16 protein-coding genes, 1 tRNA gene and 2 pseudogenes are annotated in these 14,562 nt (G+C 57.8%); 14 read left to right on the forward strand and 5 right to left on the reverse strand.

Annotated elements, in window-relative coordinates; all coding sequences use genetic code 11:
* Positions 1 to 102 precede the first annotated feature (102 nt).
* Together ACMXYH_RS06100 and ACMXYH_RS06105 are read right to left on the reverse strand one after the other, a co-directional pair.
* Entirely contained in the window at positions 103 to 432 is a 330-nt protein-coding gene (locus ACMXYH_RS06100) for a hypothetical protein (protein WP_415766599.1), read from the reverse strand.
* 155 nt (positions 433 to 587) lie between these two features.
* A tRNA-Leu gene (locus ACMXYH_RS06105) sits at positions 588 to 672 on the reverse strand.
* Positions 673 to 779: 107 nt separating this feature from the next.
* Here ACMXYH_RS06105 and queA point away from each other — a divergent pair.
* The 6 genes from queA to ACMXYH_RS06135 all read left to right on the forward strand — a co-directional run bounded on the left by queA (position 780) and on the right by ACMXYH_RS06135 (position 6,860).
* On the forward strand, positions 780 to 1,829 hold the full coding sequence (gene queA / locus ACMXYH_RS06110) for a tRNA preQ1(34) S-adenosylmethionine ribosyltransferase-isomerase QueA (protein WP_064679573.1): 1,050 nt from the start codon (positions 780 to 782) through the stop codon (positions 1,827 to 1,829).
* A 5-nt stretch (positions 1,830 to 1,834) separates the two neighbouring features.
* The gene (tgt, locus tag ACMXYH_RS06115; protein ID WP_161990833.1) at positions 1,835 to 2,950 is read left to right on the forward strand and encodes a tRNA guanosine(34) transglycosylase Tgt; all 1,116 of its coding nucleotides are present in this window, start codon (positions 1,835 to 1,837) and stop codon (positions 2,948 to 2,950) included.
* 43 nt (positions 2,951 to 2,993) lie between these two features.
* Positions 2,994 to 3,332: a preprotein translocase subunit YajC gene (gene yajC / locus ACMXYH_RS06120; RefSeq protein ID WP_111450288.1), complete on the forward strand. Its 339-nt coding sequence runs from the start codon at positions 2,994 to 2,996 to the stop codon at positions 3,330 to 3,332.
* A 63-nt stretch (positions 3,333 to 3,395) separates the two neighbouring features.
* Positions 3,396 to 5,264, forward strand: a complete 1,869-nt coding sequence (secD, locus tag ACMXYH_RS06125) for a protein translocase subunit SecD (protein ID WP_415766600.1) — start codon at positions 3,396 to 3,398, stop codon at positions 5,262 to 5,264.
* A 9-nt stretch (positions 5,265 to 5,273) separates the two neighbouring features.
* The gene (secF, locus tag ACMXYH_RS06130) at positions 5,274 to 6,188 is read left to right on the forward strand and encodes a protein translocase subunit SecF (protein ID WP_415766601.1); all 915 of its coding nucleotides are present in this window, start codon (positions 5,274 to 5,276) and stop codon (positions 6,186 to 6,188) included.
* A 120-nt stretch (positions 6,189 to 6,308) separates the two neighbouring features.
* Positions 6,309 to 6,860: a glycine zipper 2TM domain-containing protein gene (locus ACMXYH_RS06135; RefSeq protein ID WP_415766602.1), complete on the forward strand. Its 552-nt coding sequence runs from the start codon at positions 6,309 to 6,311 to the stop codon at positions 6,858 to 6,860.
* Positions 6,861 to 7,005: 145 nt separating this feature from the next.
* On the opposite strand, the gene ACMXYH_RS06140 is transcribed toward ACMXYH_RS06135, so the two are convergent.
* On the reverse strand, positions 7,006 to 7,320 hold the full coding sequence (locus ACMXYH_RS06140) for a hypothetical protein (RefSeq protein WP_129444071.1): 315 nt from the start codon (positions 7,318 to 7,320) through the stop codon (positions 7,006 to 7,008).
* Positions 7,317 to 7,892, reverse strand: a pseudogene (gene tnpC, locus ACMXYH_RS06145) (IS66 family transposase); the annotation flags it as partial. The pseudogene tnpC and the gene ACMXYH_RS06140, both read right to left, overlap by 4 nt.
* Between tnpC and ACMXYH_RS06150 the strand changes: the two are divergent.
* A pseudogene (locus ACMXYH_RS06150) lies at positions 7,884 to 8,384 on the forward strand (group II intron maturase-specific domain-containing protein); the annotation flags it as partial. The pseudogenes tnpC and ACMXYH_RS06150 overlap by 9 nt on opposite strands.
* Positions 8,385 to 8,670: 286 nt before the next feature.
* Here the strand turns inward: ACMXYH_RS06150 and suhB are convergent.
* On the reverse strand, positions 8,671 to 9,486 hold the full coding sequence (suhB, locus tag ACMXYH_RS06155; protein WP_008147729.1) for a type III secretion system regulator SuhB: 816 nt from the start codon (positions 9,484 to 9,486) through the stop codon (positions 8,671 to 8,673).
* A 146-nt stretch (positions 9,487 to 9,632) separates the two neighbouring features.
* Between suhB and trmJ the strand changes: the two genes are divergently transcribed.
* The 7 genes from trmJ to hscB all read left to right on the forward strand — a co-directional run bounded on the left by trmJ (position 9,633) and on the right by hscB (position 14,535).
* Complete coding sequence (trmJ, locus tag ACMXYH_RS06160) at positions 9,633 to 10,403, forward strand: tRNA (cytosine(32)/uridine(32)-2'-O)-methyltransferase TrmJ (protein ID WP_415766603.1); 771 nt, start codon at positions 9,633 to 9,635, stop codon at positions 10,401 to 10,403.
* 2 nt (positions 10,404 to 10,405) lie between these two features.
* On the forward strand, positions 10,406 to 11,182 hold the full coding sequence (cysE, locus tag ACMXYH_RS06165; RefSeq protein ID WP_033061461.1) for a serine O-acetyltransferase: 777 nt from the start codon (positions 10,406 to 10,408) through the stop codon (positions 11,180 to 11,182).
* A 237-nt stretch (positions 11,183 to 11,419) separates the two neighbouring features.
* Positions 11,420 to 11,911, forward strand: a complete 492-nt coding sequence (iscR, locus tag ACMXYH_RS06170) for a Fe-S cluster assembly transcriptional regulator IscR (RefSeq protein ID WP_007903581.1) — start codon at positions 11,420 to 11,422, stop codon at positions 11,909 to 11,911.
* A gap of 50 nt (positions 11,912 to 11,961) precedes the next feature.
* Positions 11,962 to 13,176, forward strand: coding sequence for an IscS subfamily cysteine desulfurase (locus ACMXYH_RS06175; protein WP_074873944.1), 1,215 nt, complete (start codon positions 11,962 to 11,964; stop codon positions 13,174 to 13,176).
* 84 nt (positions 13,177 to 13,260) lie between these two features.
* Complete coding sequence (gene iscU, locus ACMXYH_RS06180; RefSeq protein ID WP_003443374.1) at positions 13,261 to 13,647, forward strand: Fe-S cluster assembly scaffold IscU; 387 nt, start codon at positions 13,261 to 13,263, stop codon at positions 13,645 to 13,647.
* Between the two features lie 34 nt (positions 13,648 to 13,681).
* The gene (iscA, locus tag ACMXYH_RS06185; protein ID WP_007903589.1) at positions 13,682 to 14,005 is read left to right on the forward strand and encodes an iron-sulfur cluster assembly protein IscA; all 324 of its coding nucleotides are present in this window, start codon (positions 13,682 to 13,684) and stop codon (positions 14,003 to 14,005) included.
* Between the two features lie 8 nt (positions 14,006 to 14,013).
* Positions 14,014 to 14,535, forward strand: coding sequence for a co-chaperone HscB (gene hscB, locus ACMXYH_RS06190; protein WP_008070981.1), 522 nt, complete (start codon positions 14,014 to 14,016; stop codon positions 14,533 to 14,535).
* Positions 14,536 to 14,562: the final 27 nt, after the last annotated feature.

The following is a 14,562-nucleotide window of genomic DNA, read 5'->3' on the forward strand; positions in this document are numbered from 1 at the left end:
TGACGCAATTGAAAAGTGGGCAGATATATTTCCATATCAGCCAAGACCCCAGCCACTACTAGTCGGTGTAAAGGGTTACCAAATTTGCCCTGACCCGCTCACTCATTGAATGTCTTTTAGGTAATCCTTAAGCGCAATGAGCGGCGCATTAAGCTGCTTCATTGTCCGCGCACTGCTGAAATCAGCTGACAACCGTTGCAGCTCTCGCCCTAGCGGCGTCTCAGCCCCGCCTATAGCGTCCAGCGCCAAACCTACACAGTGCGCCACCCTAAACTGAATCCCCTCAACATCCCCCCGCCGCACCAACAACCCAAACACCTCCCGCTCATAATCACTCATGATCGGATCATCCCGCAGAATCGGACTTTCTCCTTCCCGCTCATAAGCCAGCTTGAGGGCGAAAAGGGCAACGGTTTCCAGTGGCAATTCCATTGTGTGAATCCTTGATTCGTTAGCCGAGCGGTTTCGGGTTGTGGCGTTGAAGAGCAAGATCAAAAGATCGCAGCCTTCGGCAGCTCCTACGGGGGCGGGGTGGCTTTTCTGTAGGCGAAAAAAAAGGCCTTGCTAAGCAAGACCTTTCTTAATTTTGGTGCCCCGAGGGAGACTCGAACTCCCACTTCTTGCGAAAACGGATTTTGAATCCGCCGCGTCTACCAATTCCGCCATCAGGGCTCAATGGCGGCGAAGTATAGAGATGAGATTACCGTCGGTCAATCAGGTACATAGAGAATTTTCACTATTTCGGCTAGACTTCCGGCCCCTGCTAGACGAACCCCATCATGCGCGTTGCTGACTTTACTTTCGAACTCCCTGATTCGCTGATCGCTCGCCACCCTTTGGCCGAGCGTCGCAACAGTCGCCTGTTGACCCTTGATGGGGTCAGCGGCGCCCTGGCACACCGTCAATTCACTGATTTGCTCGAGCATTTGCGCCCGGGCGATTTGATGGTGTTCAACAATACCCGGGTGATTCCGGCGCGGCTGTTTGGCCAGAAGGCTTCCGGCGGAAAGCTGGAAATCCTGGTGGAGCGGGTGCTGGACAGTCATCGCGTGCTGGCCCATGTGCGTTCCAGCAAGTCGCCGAAGCCGGGGTCGAAGATCCTGATTGATGGCGGTGGCGAAGCCGAGATGCTGGCGCGTCATGATGCGTTGTTCGAGTTGGGGTTCGCCGAAGAGGTGTTGCCGCTGCTCGATCGCGTCGGGCACATGCCGTTGCCTCCTTATATAGACCGCCCGGATGAAGGCTCGGACCGCGAGCGTTATCAGACGGTCTACGCCGAGCGTTTGGGCGCGGTAGCGGCGCCGACGGCGGGGCTGCATTTCGATCAGCCGCTGATGGAGGCGATTGCCGCCAAGGGCGTCGAGACGGCGTTCGTGACCTTGCACGTCGGCGCTGGCACCTTCCAGCCGGTGCGCGTCGAGAAGATCGAAGATCACCACATGCACAGCGAATGGCTGGAAGTCGGCCAGGACGTGGTCGATGCAGTTGCGGCTTGCCGTGCTCGCGGTGGTCGTGTGGTGGCTGTGGGGACCACCAGCGTGCGTTCCCTGGAAAGTGCCGCACGCGATGGCGTGCTCAAGCCGTTCAGTGGCGACACCGACATCTTTATCTACCCAGGCCGGCCGTTTCATGTGGTCGATGCCCTGGTCACCAACTTCCATTTGCCCGAATCCACGCTGTTGATGCTGGTTTCGGCGTTCGCCGGTTATCCCGAAGCCATGGCTGCCTATAAAGCAGCGGTGGAGCATGGTTACCGCTTTTTCAGCTACGGTGATGCGATGTTTATCACCCGTAATCCGGCGCCACGCGGCCCTGAGGAAACAGTATGAGTCGTATGTCGTTTGAACTGCTGGCCACTGACGGCAAGGCTCGTCGCGGTCGTTTGACCTTCCCGCGCGGTACCGTCGAGACCCCGGCGTTCATGCCAGTAGGCACGTATGGCACCGTCAAGGGCATGCTGCCGCGGGATATCACCGCGACCGGCGCGGAAATCATTCTGGGTAACACCTTCCACTTGTGGCTGCGTCCTGGCACCGAAGTGATCAAGAAACACGGCGACCTGCACGATTTCATGCAGTGGAAAGGCCCGATTCTGACCGACTCCGGCGGTTTCCAGGTGTTCAGCCTGGGCGCGATGCGCAAGATCAAGGAGGAGGGCGTGACCTTCGCTTCTCCTGTCGACGGCGCCAAAGTGTTCATGGGCCCGGAAGAGTCGATGCAGGTCCAGCGTGATCTGGGCTCGGACATCGTGATGATCTTTGACGAATGCACCCCGTACCCGGCTGACGAAGACGTCGCGCGGGTATCGATGGAGCTGTCGTTGCGTTGGGCCAAGCGTTCGAAAGAAGCCCATGGCGACAATACGGCGGCGCTGTTCGGCATCGTTCAGGGCGGTATGCACCAGGATTTGCGCATGCGCTCCCTGGAAGGTCTCGACAATATCGGTTTCGATGGTCTGGCCATTGGCGGTCTGTCGGTGGGCGAGCCGAAACACGAGATGATCAAGGTCCTGGATTACCTGCCGGGTCAGATGCCGGCTGACAAACCTCGTTACCTTATGGGCGTTGGCAAACCGGAAGATCTGGTTGAGGGTGTGCGCCGCGGTGTGGACATGTTCGATTGCGTGATGCCAACCCGTAATGCCCGCAATGGGCATCTGTTCATTGATACAGGCGTGCTGAAGATCCGTAACGCGTTCCATCGCCATGATGATTCGCCGCTGGATCCGACCTGCGATTGCTACACTTGCCAGAACTTCTCCCGTGCTTATCTGCACCATCTGGACAAGTGCGGCGAAATGCTGGGTAGCATGTTGAATACCATCCACAATTTGCGCCATTACCAGGTGCTTATGGCTGGTTTGCGCGAGGCTATTCAACAGGGTACATTGGCCGCCTTTGTCGATGCCTTCTACGCCAAACGCGGGTTACCTGTTCCGCCTTTGGACTGAGTTTTCTGACCCCAAGATTCAACATTTGCAACTGGAGTGCTAAATGAGCTTTTTTATCTCTAATGCCATGGCTGACGCTGCTGCACCGGCTGCTGCCGGCCCTATGGGTGGTGGTTTTGAGTGGATTTTCCTGGTCGGTTTCCTGGTCATCTTCTACCTGATGATCTGGCGTCCACAGGCCAAGCGCGCCAAAGAGCAGAAAAACCTGCTGAGCAGCCTGCAGAAAGGCGACGAAGTTGTGACCACCGGTGGTATCGCCGGCAAGATCACTAAAGTGGCAGACGACTTCGTTGTTCTGGAAGTTTCCGACACCATCGAAATGAAGTTCCAGAAAGGCGCCATTGCCGCCACGCTGCCAAAAGGCACGCTGAAAGCGATCTAAGTTTCAACTTCTACTCAATCGACGGGGCGCGCAAGGCGCCCCGCGTCATAAGCGGGCGGCGTGATGCTGAACAAATACCCTCTGTGGAAATACATTCTGATCCTGGCGGTGCTGGCGGTCGGTCTGATTTATTCCGCTCCCAATCTATATCCTGATGACCCGGCTATTCAGGTCAGCGGTGCAAGTACCGCACTGTTGGTCAATCAGGCTGATCTGGACCGTGTGAGCGCTGCGCTCAAGGAGTCCGGGATCAACGTCAAGGCTGCCACTTTGGCCGCCAACGGCAAGGGCGGTTTGATTCGTCTGACCAAGGCTGAAGATCAGCTACCTGCCAAGGACGTCGTGCGCAAGGCATTGGGTGATGACTACGTCGTTGCACTGAACCTGGCACAAACCACCCCGCAATGGCTGCGCAGCCTGGCCGCGCACCCGATGAAGCTGGGTCTGGACTTGTCCGGTGGTGTGCACTTCCTGCTGGAAGTGGACATGGACAAAGCCCTCGACGCGCGCTTGAAAGTGTACGAAGGCGACGTCAAGAGCCTGTTGCGTAAAGAGAAACTGCGCTATCGCAGCCTGCCGCAACTCAACGGTGCCATTCAGCTGGGCTTCACTGATGAAGCAACCCGCGAACAAGCCCGTACGCTGATCCGCAAGAGCTTCAACGATTTCGACATTGTTCCGGCCGACCTCAATGGCCAACCGGTGCTGCGTCTGGCGATGACCCCGGCCAAGCTGGCGGAAATCCGCGAATACTCCATCAAGCAGAACTTGACCACGGTACGTAACCGCGTCAACGAGCTGGGTGTTGCCGAACCGATTGTTCAGCGTCAGGGCGCCAACCGCATCGTGGTTGAGCTGCCGGGCGTGCAGGACACCGCCGAAGCCAAGCGTATCCTCGGCAAGACGGCCAACCTTGAGTTTCGTCTGGCTGCTGAGCCGGGTGCTTCGAAAGCCTCTTCCGAGACCTTCGAGTTCCGTGAAGGCAAGCGTCCGCCTGCTCAGATTGAGCGTGGCCTGATCATCACTGGCGACCAGGTGACTGACGCCAAGGCTGGCTTCGGCGAGCACGGCACGCCAGAAGTGAACATCCGTCTGGATGGCCATGGTGGTGAGCTGATGAGTCGTGCGACTCGCAGCAACGTTGGTCGCAGCATGGCAGTGATCTTTATCGAGCAACGTCCGGTTACCACTTACGTCAAGCAAGTGGTCAATGGCGTCGAGAAAGACGTGCCGGTCCAGACGTTCAAGGAAGAGAAAAAGATCATCAGCCTGGCGACCATCCAGTCGCCGCTGGGTGCTCAGTTCCGTATTACCGGCCTGAACGGCCAGGGCGAGTCGTCCGAACTGGCGCTGCTGCTGCGTGCCGGTGGTCTGGCTGCCCCGATGTACTTCGCTGAAGAACGTACCATTGGCCCGAGCCTGGGTGCCGACAACATCGTCAAAGGTATCGATGCATCGCTGTGGGGCATGCTGTTTGTCTCGCTGTTTATCATGGCCATCTACCGCTTCTTCGGCATCATCGCCACCGTCGCGCTGGCGGTGAACATGGTGCTGCTGCTGGCCCTGATGTCGCTGCTGGGTGCAACGCTGACCCTGCCGGGTATCGCCGGTATCGTGTTGACCATGGGTATGGCCGTCGACGCCAACGTTCTGATCTTCTCGCGGATACGTGAAGAGATTGCGGCTGGCATGACCGTACAACGGGCAATCAACGAAGGCTTCGGCCGGGCATTCACCGCGATTCTCGACGCCAACCTGACAACCTTGTTGGTCGGCGGGATTCTCTTTGCGATGGGCACCGGCCCGGTCAAAGGTTTCGCAGTGACCATGTCCCTCGGGATCTTTACCTCGATGTTCACGGCCATCATGGTGACCCGCGCGATGGTCAACCTGATCTTCGGCGGTCGTGACTTCAAGAAGTTGTGGATTTAAGGGGCTGCCATGTTACGTACAATCAACTTCATGGGCGTTCGCAACTTTGCGTTCGGCGTCACATTGTTCCTTACCGCGCTGGCTTTGTTCAGCGTCGCCACCAAGGGCATGAACTGGGGTCTGGACTTCACCGGCGGTACGCTCATCGAGCTGACCTACGAGCGTCCGGCCGATGTCACCAAGGTGCGTGAGCAGCTGGTTGCATCGGGTTATCACGAGGCGATCGTACAGAGCTTCGGTGCGACTACCGATTTGCTGGTACGTATGCCAGGTGAAGACCCGCAGTTGGGTCACCAGGTGGCCGAGGCCTTGCAAAAGGTCGGTGGCGACAACCCTGCGGTGGTCAAGCGCGTCGAATTCGTCGGCCCTCAGGTCGGTGAAGAGCTGCGCGATCAAGGCGGCCTCGGCATGCTGATGGCGTTGGGCGGCATCCTGATCTACCTGGCTTTCCGCTTTCAGTGGAAGTTCGCGGTCGGTGCCATCGTTTCGTTGATTCACGACGTGATCGTGACCGTCGGTATCCTGTCATTCTTCCAGATCACCTTCGACCTGACGGTGCTGGCGGCGGTACTGGCGATCATTGGTTACTCGCTCAACGACACCATCGTGGTATTCGACCGGGTTCGTGAGAACTTCCGCGTACTGCGCAAGGCGACCCTGATCGAGAACATCAACATCTCGACCACCCAGACCCTGCTGCGGACCATGGCGACGTCGATCTCCACCTTGCTGGCGATCGCGGCCCTGTTGTTCTTTGGTGGCGACAACCTGTTCGGCTTCTCCATCGCGCTGTTTATCGGTGTGTTGGCGGGTACGTACTCGTCGATCTACATCGCCAACGTCGTGCTGATCTGGCTGAACCTGAGCACTGAGGATCTGATTCCTACAGTGGCTACCGATAAGGAAGTCGACGACCGCCCATAACGGCTATCGTTTTCCAGCTGTCGGCCGAAAAGGCGCGAGTATTGAACTCGCGCCTTTTTTTATGCTCCAAGGCTGGGAGAAGCGCGGGCTTGTCCCGCATGTGATGGTCAGGAGGTTCATGTGAACAAGTCGATGCTGGTTGGTGCAGTATTGGGTGCTGTTGGTGTGACGGCCGGGGGTGCTGTTGCCACCTACAGCCTGGTTAAAAAAAGCGGCCCTGAGTATGCGCAAGTTCTGGCCGTTGAACCGGTCAAGACACAAATCAAGACGCCACGTGAAGTATGCAAGGACGTTGCAGTAACCCGGCAAGCGCCGGTGAAAGATCAACACCAGATCGCCGGTACGGTGGTCGGTGCGCTGGCTGGTGGTCTGTTGGGTAATCAGATCGGCGGCGGTACTGGCAAGAAGATCGCCACAGTGGCCGGTGCGGTCGGCGGCGGTTATGCGGGTAACAAGGTTCAGGAAGGCATGCAGGAGCGCGACACCTACACCACGACTCAGACGCGGTGTAATACCGTGAATGACATCAGTGACAAGGTCGTAGGGTATGACGTCCGTTATTCACTGGATGGCAAGGAAGGCAAAGTGCGGATGGATCGCGATCCGGGCAACCAGATTCCGGTCGACAAGGAAGGCAAGCTGATCCTGGGGCAGAACGAGCCGGCTCAGTAAATAGCTGAAATTCAGATTCAAAAAGAAGCACCCTGCGGGGTGCTTTTTTTGTAACTGATCCATAAACCCCACCTATCCAAACAGGCGGCGTCTGAGGTGGGGGAGGAATCAAATCATGCTGGCGCGGAGGCCATTCGCGGCGCAGCTACTTCATTTTTTGTGGCTTGATATCCACCACCGTGCCCGCTTGTACGTTTTTGATCGGTGAAAGCAAGTGCGGCGAAATATTCCAGCGTTGGCTGGTGTCGGTTACCACTGTGACGGTCTTGCGGTTGAACTTCATGACGGTACCGGACAGGCGCTCACCACTGGGTGAGTCGAAGCTTACCCGTGCTCCTGGATGGAACTGCATCATCGATTTATGAGCTTCCAACGACTCCAGCATCTTCAGCCGTTCGATAATGTGATGATTCAATGTCACTAACTCATCGACACTCAGATGATCAATATTGATACTCATGATGCCCTCCAATTCCAGGGTAGTAGCGCTTCAACGTCTTCACCCGACTCAGCCTGCGGTAATCGCTCCAGTACATGGCGCAGCCACGTATAGGGCTCCTGGCCGTTTGCCTTGGCGGTCTCGACCAGACTGTAGATCTGCGCACTGGCTGCGGCGCCCTTGGGCGTATCGCTGAATAGCCATGCTTTGCGACCGATCACAAACGGTTTGATTGCTCTTTCGGCGGCATTGTTGTCGATTGGTAAAAAGCCAGCCTCTATATAACGCTCCAGCCGGCTCCAGTTACTGGCCAAATAACCCACGGCCTTGCCCAAGGCACTTTGTGATGTGACCTGGGGATGAGTTTTCTCCAGCCAGTTTTTTAACTGGCTGAGCACCGGCAAGCTCTGTTCCTGGCGACCGGCAAAACGCTGTTCATCGGTCATCTCTTTCAACCCACGCTCGATGCCGTACAACTTGTTGATCATCGTCAGCGCCACATCGGCTCGACCGGCTTTGCCCTTGGGCTGCACTTTTTGCGCATCGACTAACTTGCGCCGTACATGGGCCATGCAGGCCAAACGCTGTACGAAAAGCTGCACTTGAGCGTCAACGAGAACAAGAGTGCGGTGGCGAGTGCGTTCGGCCGCAAGTTTCTGGGCTACGAGTTGTGGTCGGCCCGCGGTGAGGTCAAACGTGATGCGTCCTATAAAGCGCAGAAGCAGTTCAAGCAACGAATACGCTGGTACACCCGACGCTCATGTGGCCGTAGCTTGCAGCTGATTGTCGACGACCTGCGACCTTACATTTTGGGTTGGAAAGCTTACTTCGGGTTGTCGCAAACTCCAGCCGTCTGGCGTGAGCTGGACGAATGGATACGACACCGGTTGCGAGCGATCCAGCTTAAACAATGGAAGCGCGGAACGACGACGTATCGTGAGCTGCGAGCACTTGGCGCGAGTAATCAGGTGGCACAGAAGGTGGCAGGAAACACCTGCCGCTGGTGGCATAACAGTCGTCTGGAGCTGAACCGCGTGCTTACTATTGCGTGGTTCGACAGGCTGGGATTAGTACGTCTCTCATAACCTCCATCTCTCGAACCGCCCGGTGCGGACCCGCATGCCGGGTGGTGTGGCAGGGGAGCGGCCTGTGAAGGTCGTCCCCTATGCCGATGCCTGAGATTTATGTACCGCCGCTAATCCCTTGTGGGAGCGGGCTTGCTCGCGAAGGCGATGTAACATTCAGCATTTATGTTGGATGACGCACCGCTTTCGCGAGCAAGCCCGCACACATTGGATCTGTGGTGTTTTCGGCGATTGGATTTCAGGCATAAAAAAAGCACCCCGAGGGGTGCCTTTTCTGGCTGCTCGCTTAGCGTTTCAGCGAGGCCGGCAGGTGCGGCTGGATGGCCGTCAGTACTGCTTTGAAGCATTTGGTGTTACCGGCAACGACGTGGCCTTTCTCAAGGAAGTCGTGACCGCCGGTGAAGTCGCTCACCAGGCCGCCTGCTTCCTGAATCAGCAGTGCGCCTGCAGCCATGTCCCACTCGGACAGGCCCGACTCCCAGAATGCGTCGAAACGGCCGGCCGCTACGTAAGCCAGGTCCAGGCTCGCCGAGCCAGCGCGGCGGATGCCGGCAGTCTGGCCAACCAAGGCGCGGAACATGCCCAGGTAGTTGTCGAGGTTGTCCATCTGGTCATCGCGGAACGGGAAGCCGGTACCCAGCAGGGCGCCGTCCAGGCTGGTACGGCCGCTGACGCGCAGACGACGACCGTTCAGTTGAGCGCCGCGACCACGGCTGGCGGTGAATTCTTCCTGGCGAACCGGGTCCAGAACAACTGCGTGTTCCAGGCGACCGCGGTATTTGCAGGCGATGCTGACGGCGAAGTGAGGAATGCCGCGCAGGAAGTTGGTGGTGCCGTCCAGTGGATCGATGATCCACAGGTATTCTTCGCCTTCGCCGCTACCAGGGTGCATGCCGGTTTCTTCACCGAGAATGCCGTGGGTAGGGTAGGCCTTGCGCAGCGCGTCGATGATTTTCTGTTCGGCGGCGCGATCCACCTCGGATACGTAATCCTTGGCGTCTTTTTCGTCGACCTTGATGGTATCCAGGCGCTCGATGGAGCGGAAGATCAATTCACTGGCGCTGCGGGCGGCGCGCAGCGCGATATTCAGCATGGGCTGCATGGATGTGTCACCTAAGGTTGTTAAAGAAAGCCGGGCATTCTATCAGAACTTTTCTACAGGTGAAGGTCGGTGTTCGGTTTCGTAGCTTAACGGTAGGATGAACTGTAAGATTCTGCTCCCCATTTCTGTGTTCGAGAGCGCCTCCCTTGCTGCATAACATTCGTGTCGTCCTGGTCAATACCAGCCATCCCGGGAATATCGGCGGGGCTGCGCGTGCCATGAAGAACATGGGCCTGTCGCGGCTGGTGCTGGTCGAACCGCGGTTGTTCCCGCATCACGAAGCCGATGCTCGTGCTTCCGGTGCCGGTGACATCCTTGAAAACGCGCAAGTCGTCGCCACCTTGGAAGATGCCTTGGTTGGCTGCAATCTGGTGCTCGGCACCAGCGCCCGTGACCGTCGCATTCCCTGGCCGTTGCTCGATCCCCGCGAATGCGGAGTGAAGGTTGTGGAGGAAGCCTCGCAGGGTGCCGAGATTGCCTTGGTCTTTGGTCGTGAAGATTCCGGTCTGACCAATGAAGAGCTGCAGCGATGTCATTATCACGTGCACATCCCATCAGACCCTGAGTTCAGTTCGCTGAACCTTGGGGCGGCGGTGCAGGTGTTGAGTTATGAAGTGCGCATGTCCTGGCTCGCGGCCCAAGGCCAGCCGAGCAAGGTCGAGAAGGATGAAGTGGCGTCCACCAAAAGTGGTGAGCTGGCGACCATGGATGAGCTGGAGCGATTCTATGAGCACCTGGAGCAAACCCTGGTGGCCATTGAATTCCTCGATCCGGAAAAGCCACGGCACTTGATGGCGCGCCTGCGCCGGTTGTACGGACGCAGCTCGGTCAGCCGGGCGGAAATGAATATATTGCGTGGCATCCTCACGGAAACCCAGAAAGCGGCCCGTGGTGAGCTTCTTAAGCGGAAGGATTAAAAATGTTCGAGCGTTTGCGTGAAGATATCCAGAGTGTTTTCCATCGTGATCCGGCAGCGCGCAACGCCTTTGAAGTTCTGACGTGCTACCCGGGCATGCACGCCATCTGGATCCATCGCCTGTCGTCGGCTCTGTGGGGTATGGGCTGGAAGTGGCTGGCGCGACTGGTGTCGAACTTCGGTCGGTGGTTGACCGGGATCGAGATTCATCCGGGTGCCAAGGTCGGTCGTCGCTTCTTTATCGACCATGGCATGGGCATCGTCATCGGTGAAACCGCTGAGATCGGCAACGACGTCACCCTTTATCAGGGCGTGACCCTGGGCGGCACCAGTTGGAACAAGGGCAAGCGTCACCCGACTCTGGAAGATGGTGTAGTGGTAGGGGCGGGCGCCAAGGTGCTTGGCCCGTTCACGGTCGGCGCCGGGGCCAAGGTCGGTTCCAATGCTGTGGTGACCAAGGCTGTGCCGGCCGGGGCGACAGTGGTCGGTATTCCGGGGCGGATCATCGTCAAATCCGATGAAGAGCAGGACGCCAAGCGCAAGGCCATGGCCGAGAAGATCGGTTTCGATGCCTACGGTGTTGGCGAAGACATGCCAGACCCGGTGGCGCGTGCCATCAATCAGTTGCTCGATCATTTGCAGGCGGTTGATGGTCGTCTGGAGGGTATGTGCGGTGCGTTGAAGGATCTGGGCAGTAACTACTGCGCCAAGGATCTTCCTGAGCTGCGTGAAGAAGACTTTGCCTGTGTGAAGGACAAGGATCAGAGTCAGGCCAGTTAAACCGAGTTGGCCCCTTCGCGAGCAAGCCCGCTCCCACAGGATGCTCATCGTCCTTGTGGGAGCGGGCTTGCTCGCGAAGAACGATAACGCGGTACTGCTGGCTGTAAGCGGCCCGCCTTTGCTATGATGCGGCCGCTCTTTTGCGGGTAATCCTGACTAAAGTACTAGGTCTTATAGTTGACTTAAATACTCGGGAATTGCATACTCGCCCCATTCTGAACTCCGTGGTAATTGTCCATGCGACTGACTACAAAAGGCCGATACGCCGTAACCGCCATGCTTGACCTGGCGTTGCACGCGCAGCACGGGCCGGTGTCCCTGGCCGATATCTCCGAGCGCCAAGGCATCTCCCTGTCCTACCTCGAACAGCTCTTCGCCAAATTGCGCCGCAGCAATCTGGTGTCCAGCGTCCGTGGTCCAGGCGGCGGCTATCAGCTGTCGCGCGACATGCAGGGTATCCAGGTCGCCCAGGTGATCGATGCGGTTAACGAATCGGTCGATGCCACCAAATGCCAGGGCCAGGGCGATTGCCATCAAGGCGACACCTGTCTGACCCACCACTTGTGGTGCGATCTGAGCCTGCAGATTCACGAGTTTCTGAGCGGTATCAGCTTGGCTGACCTTGTCACTCGCCGTGAGGTACAAGAAGTAGCCCAGCGTCAGGATCAGCGCCGTTGCAACAGCAAAGCGCCGCGCCTGGACAAGATTGAAGCGTCCGCCGTCGAATGACAGCCAAAGAGCTAGCGGCACGCCAGCCAGCCTGATTTAGGAGATAGTCCATGAAATTGCCGATTTACCTTGATTACTCTGCGACCACCCCGGTTGATCCGCGTGTAGCGCAAAAGATGAGTGAATGCCTGCTGGTCGACGGAAACTTCGGTAACCCGGCGTCCCGTTCCCACGTGTTCGGCTGGAAAGCTGAAGAGTCCGTCGAAAACGCTCGTCGTCAGGTCGCTGACCTGGTCAATGCCGACCCGCGTGAAATCGTCTGGACCTCCGGTGCCACCGAGTCCGACAACCTGGCAATCAAGGGTGCGGCGCATTTCTATGCCACTAAAGGCAAACACCTGATCACCACCAAGATTGAGCACAAGGCTGTCCTCGACACCATGCGCCAACTGGAGCGTGAAGGCTTCGAAGTCACTTACATCGAGCCTCGCACTGATGGTCTGGTCACCCCGGAGATGATCGAAGCTGCCCTGCGCGACGACACCATCCTGGTTTCGGTCATGCACGTGAACAACGAAATCGGCACCATCAACGACATCGCAGCCATCGGCGAACTGACCCGTTCCAAGGGCATCCTGTTCCACGTCGACGCTGCTCAGTCCACCGGCAAGGTCGATATCGACCTGTCGAAGCTGAAAGTCGACATGATGTCGTTCTCTGCCCACAAAACCTACGGCCCTAAAGGCATCGGCGCACTGTACGTGAGCCGCAAGCCGCGTGTTCGCATCGAAGCGACCATGCACGGCGGCGGTCACGAACGCGGTATGCGTTCGGGCACCCTGGCGACCCACCAGATCGTCGGCATGGGCGAAGCCTTTCGCGTAGCCAAGGAAGACATGGTTGCCGAGAACATCCGCATCAAGGCCCTGAGTGACCGTTTCTTCAAACAGGTCGAAGGCCTGGAAGAGCTGTACATCAACGGCAGCATGACCGCCCGCGTACCGCACAACCTGAACCTGAGCTTCAACTACGTTGAAGGCGAGTCGCTGATCATGGCGCTCAAGGATCTGGCGGTTTCGTCCGGTTCGGCCTGCACCTCGGCTTCCCTTGAGCCTTCGTACGTACTGCGCGCCCTGGGCCGCAACGACGAACTGGCACACAGCTCGATTCGCTTCACCTTCGGCCGTTTCACCACCGAAGAAGAAATCGACTACGCCGCGCAGAAAGTCTGCGAGGCCGTTACCAAGCTGCGCACTCTGTCGCCGCTGTGGGACATGTACAAAGACGGTGTCGACATTTCGAAAATCGAGTGGGCGGCACACTGATTTCAAGTCGCCGCAAACCGGCCCTGTAAGACGCAGGTTTTCAGGGCTTAAGAGCGACTCTCTGATGAGTGAGGATTAAGAATCATGGCTTACAGCGAAAAGGTCATCGACCACTACGAGAACCCGCGCAACGTCGGCAAGATGGACGCGGAAGACCCTGATGTCGGCACCGGCATGGTCGGCGCTCCGGCGTGCGGCGACGTGATGCGTCTGCAGATCAAGGTCAACGAGCAAGGCATCATCGAAGACGCCAAGTTCAAGACCTACGGTTGCGGTTCGGCTATCGCCTCCAGCTCCCTGGCGACCGAGTGGATGAAAGGCAAGACTCTGGATGAAGCAGAGACCATCAAAAACACTCAGCTGGCTGAAGAGCTGGCTCTGCCGCCAGTAAAAATTCACTGCTCCGTACTTGCTGAAGACGCTATCAAAGCGGCCGTTCGCGACTACAAGCAGAAGAAAGGCTTGATCTGACTTTCAAGTTTTGGCGACGAGTAAGGAGTCACCGATGGCTATCAGCATGACAGAAGCGGCTGCTCAACACGTGCGACGCTCCCTCAACGGGCGCGGCAAAGGTGAAGGAATTCGTCTGGGTGTTCGCACCACAGGCTGTTCCGGCCTTGCCTACGTGCTGGAGTTTGTCGACGAGGTGGTTGCAGAGGATCAGGTGTTCGAAAGTCACGGCGAGAAAGTGATCATCGACCCGAAAAGCCTGGCCTACCTGGACGGCACCGAACTCGATTTCGTCAAGGAAGGGTTGAACGAAGGCTTCAAGTTCAACAACCCCAACGTGCGCGGTGAATGTGGCTGCGGCGAAAGCTTCAACATCTGAGGCTGCTTGTGGGTACTCCTTGTCATTTCGCTTTATTTGAGCTGAAACCGAGCTTCCGTCTGGATCTCGATCAGTTGGCCACGCGCTACCGTGAGTTGGCGCGCGGTGTTCATCCGGACCGCTTTGCAGACGCTTCCGAGCGCGAGCAGCGGCTGGCGCTAGAGCAATCCGCGAGCCTCAACGAGGCCTACCAGACGCTCAAAAGTCCCCCAAAGCGCGCGCGTTACTTGCTCGCCATGGGCGGTCGCGAGCTGCCGCTGGAGGTCACGGTGCATGATCCGGAGTTTCTTCTGCAGCAGATGGAGCTGCGTGAAGAGCTCGAAGACCTGCAAGACAGCGCCGACCTGGCGGGTGTTGCAGTGTTCAAGCGTCGCCTGAAAACTGCGCAGGATGAACTGAACGAAAGCTTCGCTGCCTGTTGGGATGATGCAGCGCAACGTGAACAGGCCGAACGCCTGATGCGGCGCATGCAGTTCCTCGACAAGCTCACCTACGAAGTGCGCCAGTTAGAAGAGCGCCTCGACGATTAACCCAGTGCCGCTCCGGTCGCACGCCTG

Source organism: Pseudomonas frigoris, from assembly GCF_047758635.1.
GTDB classification, from domain to species: domain Bacteria; phylum Pseudomonadota; class Gammaproteobacteria; order Pseudomonadales; family Pseudomonadaceae; genus Aquipseudomonas; species Aquipseudomonas frigoris.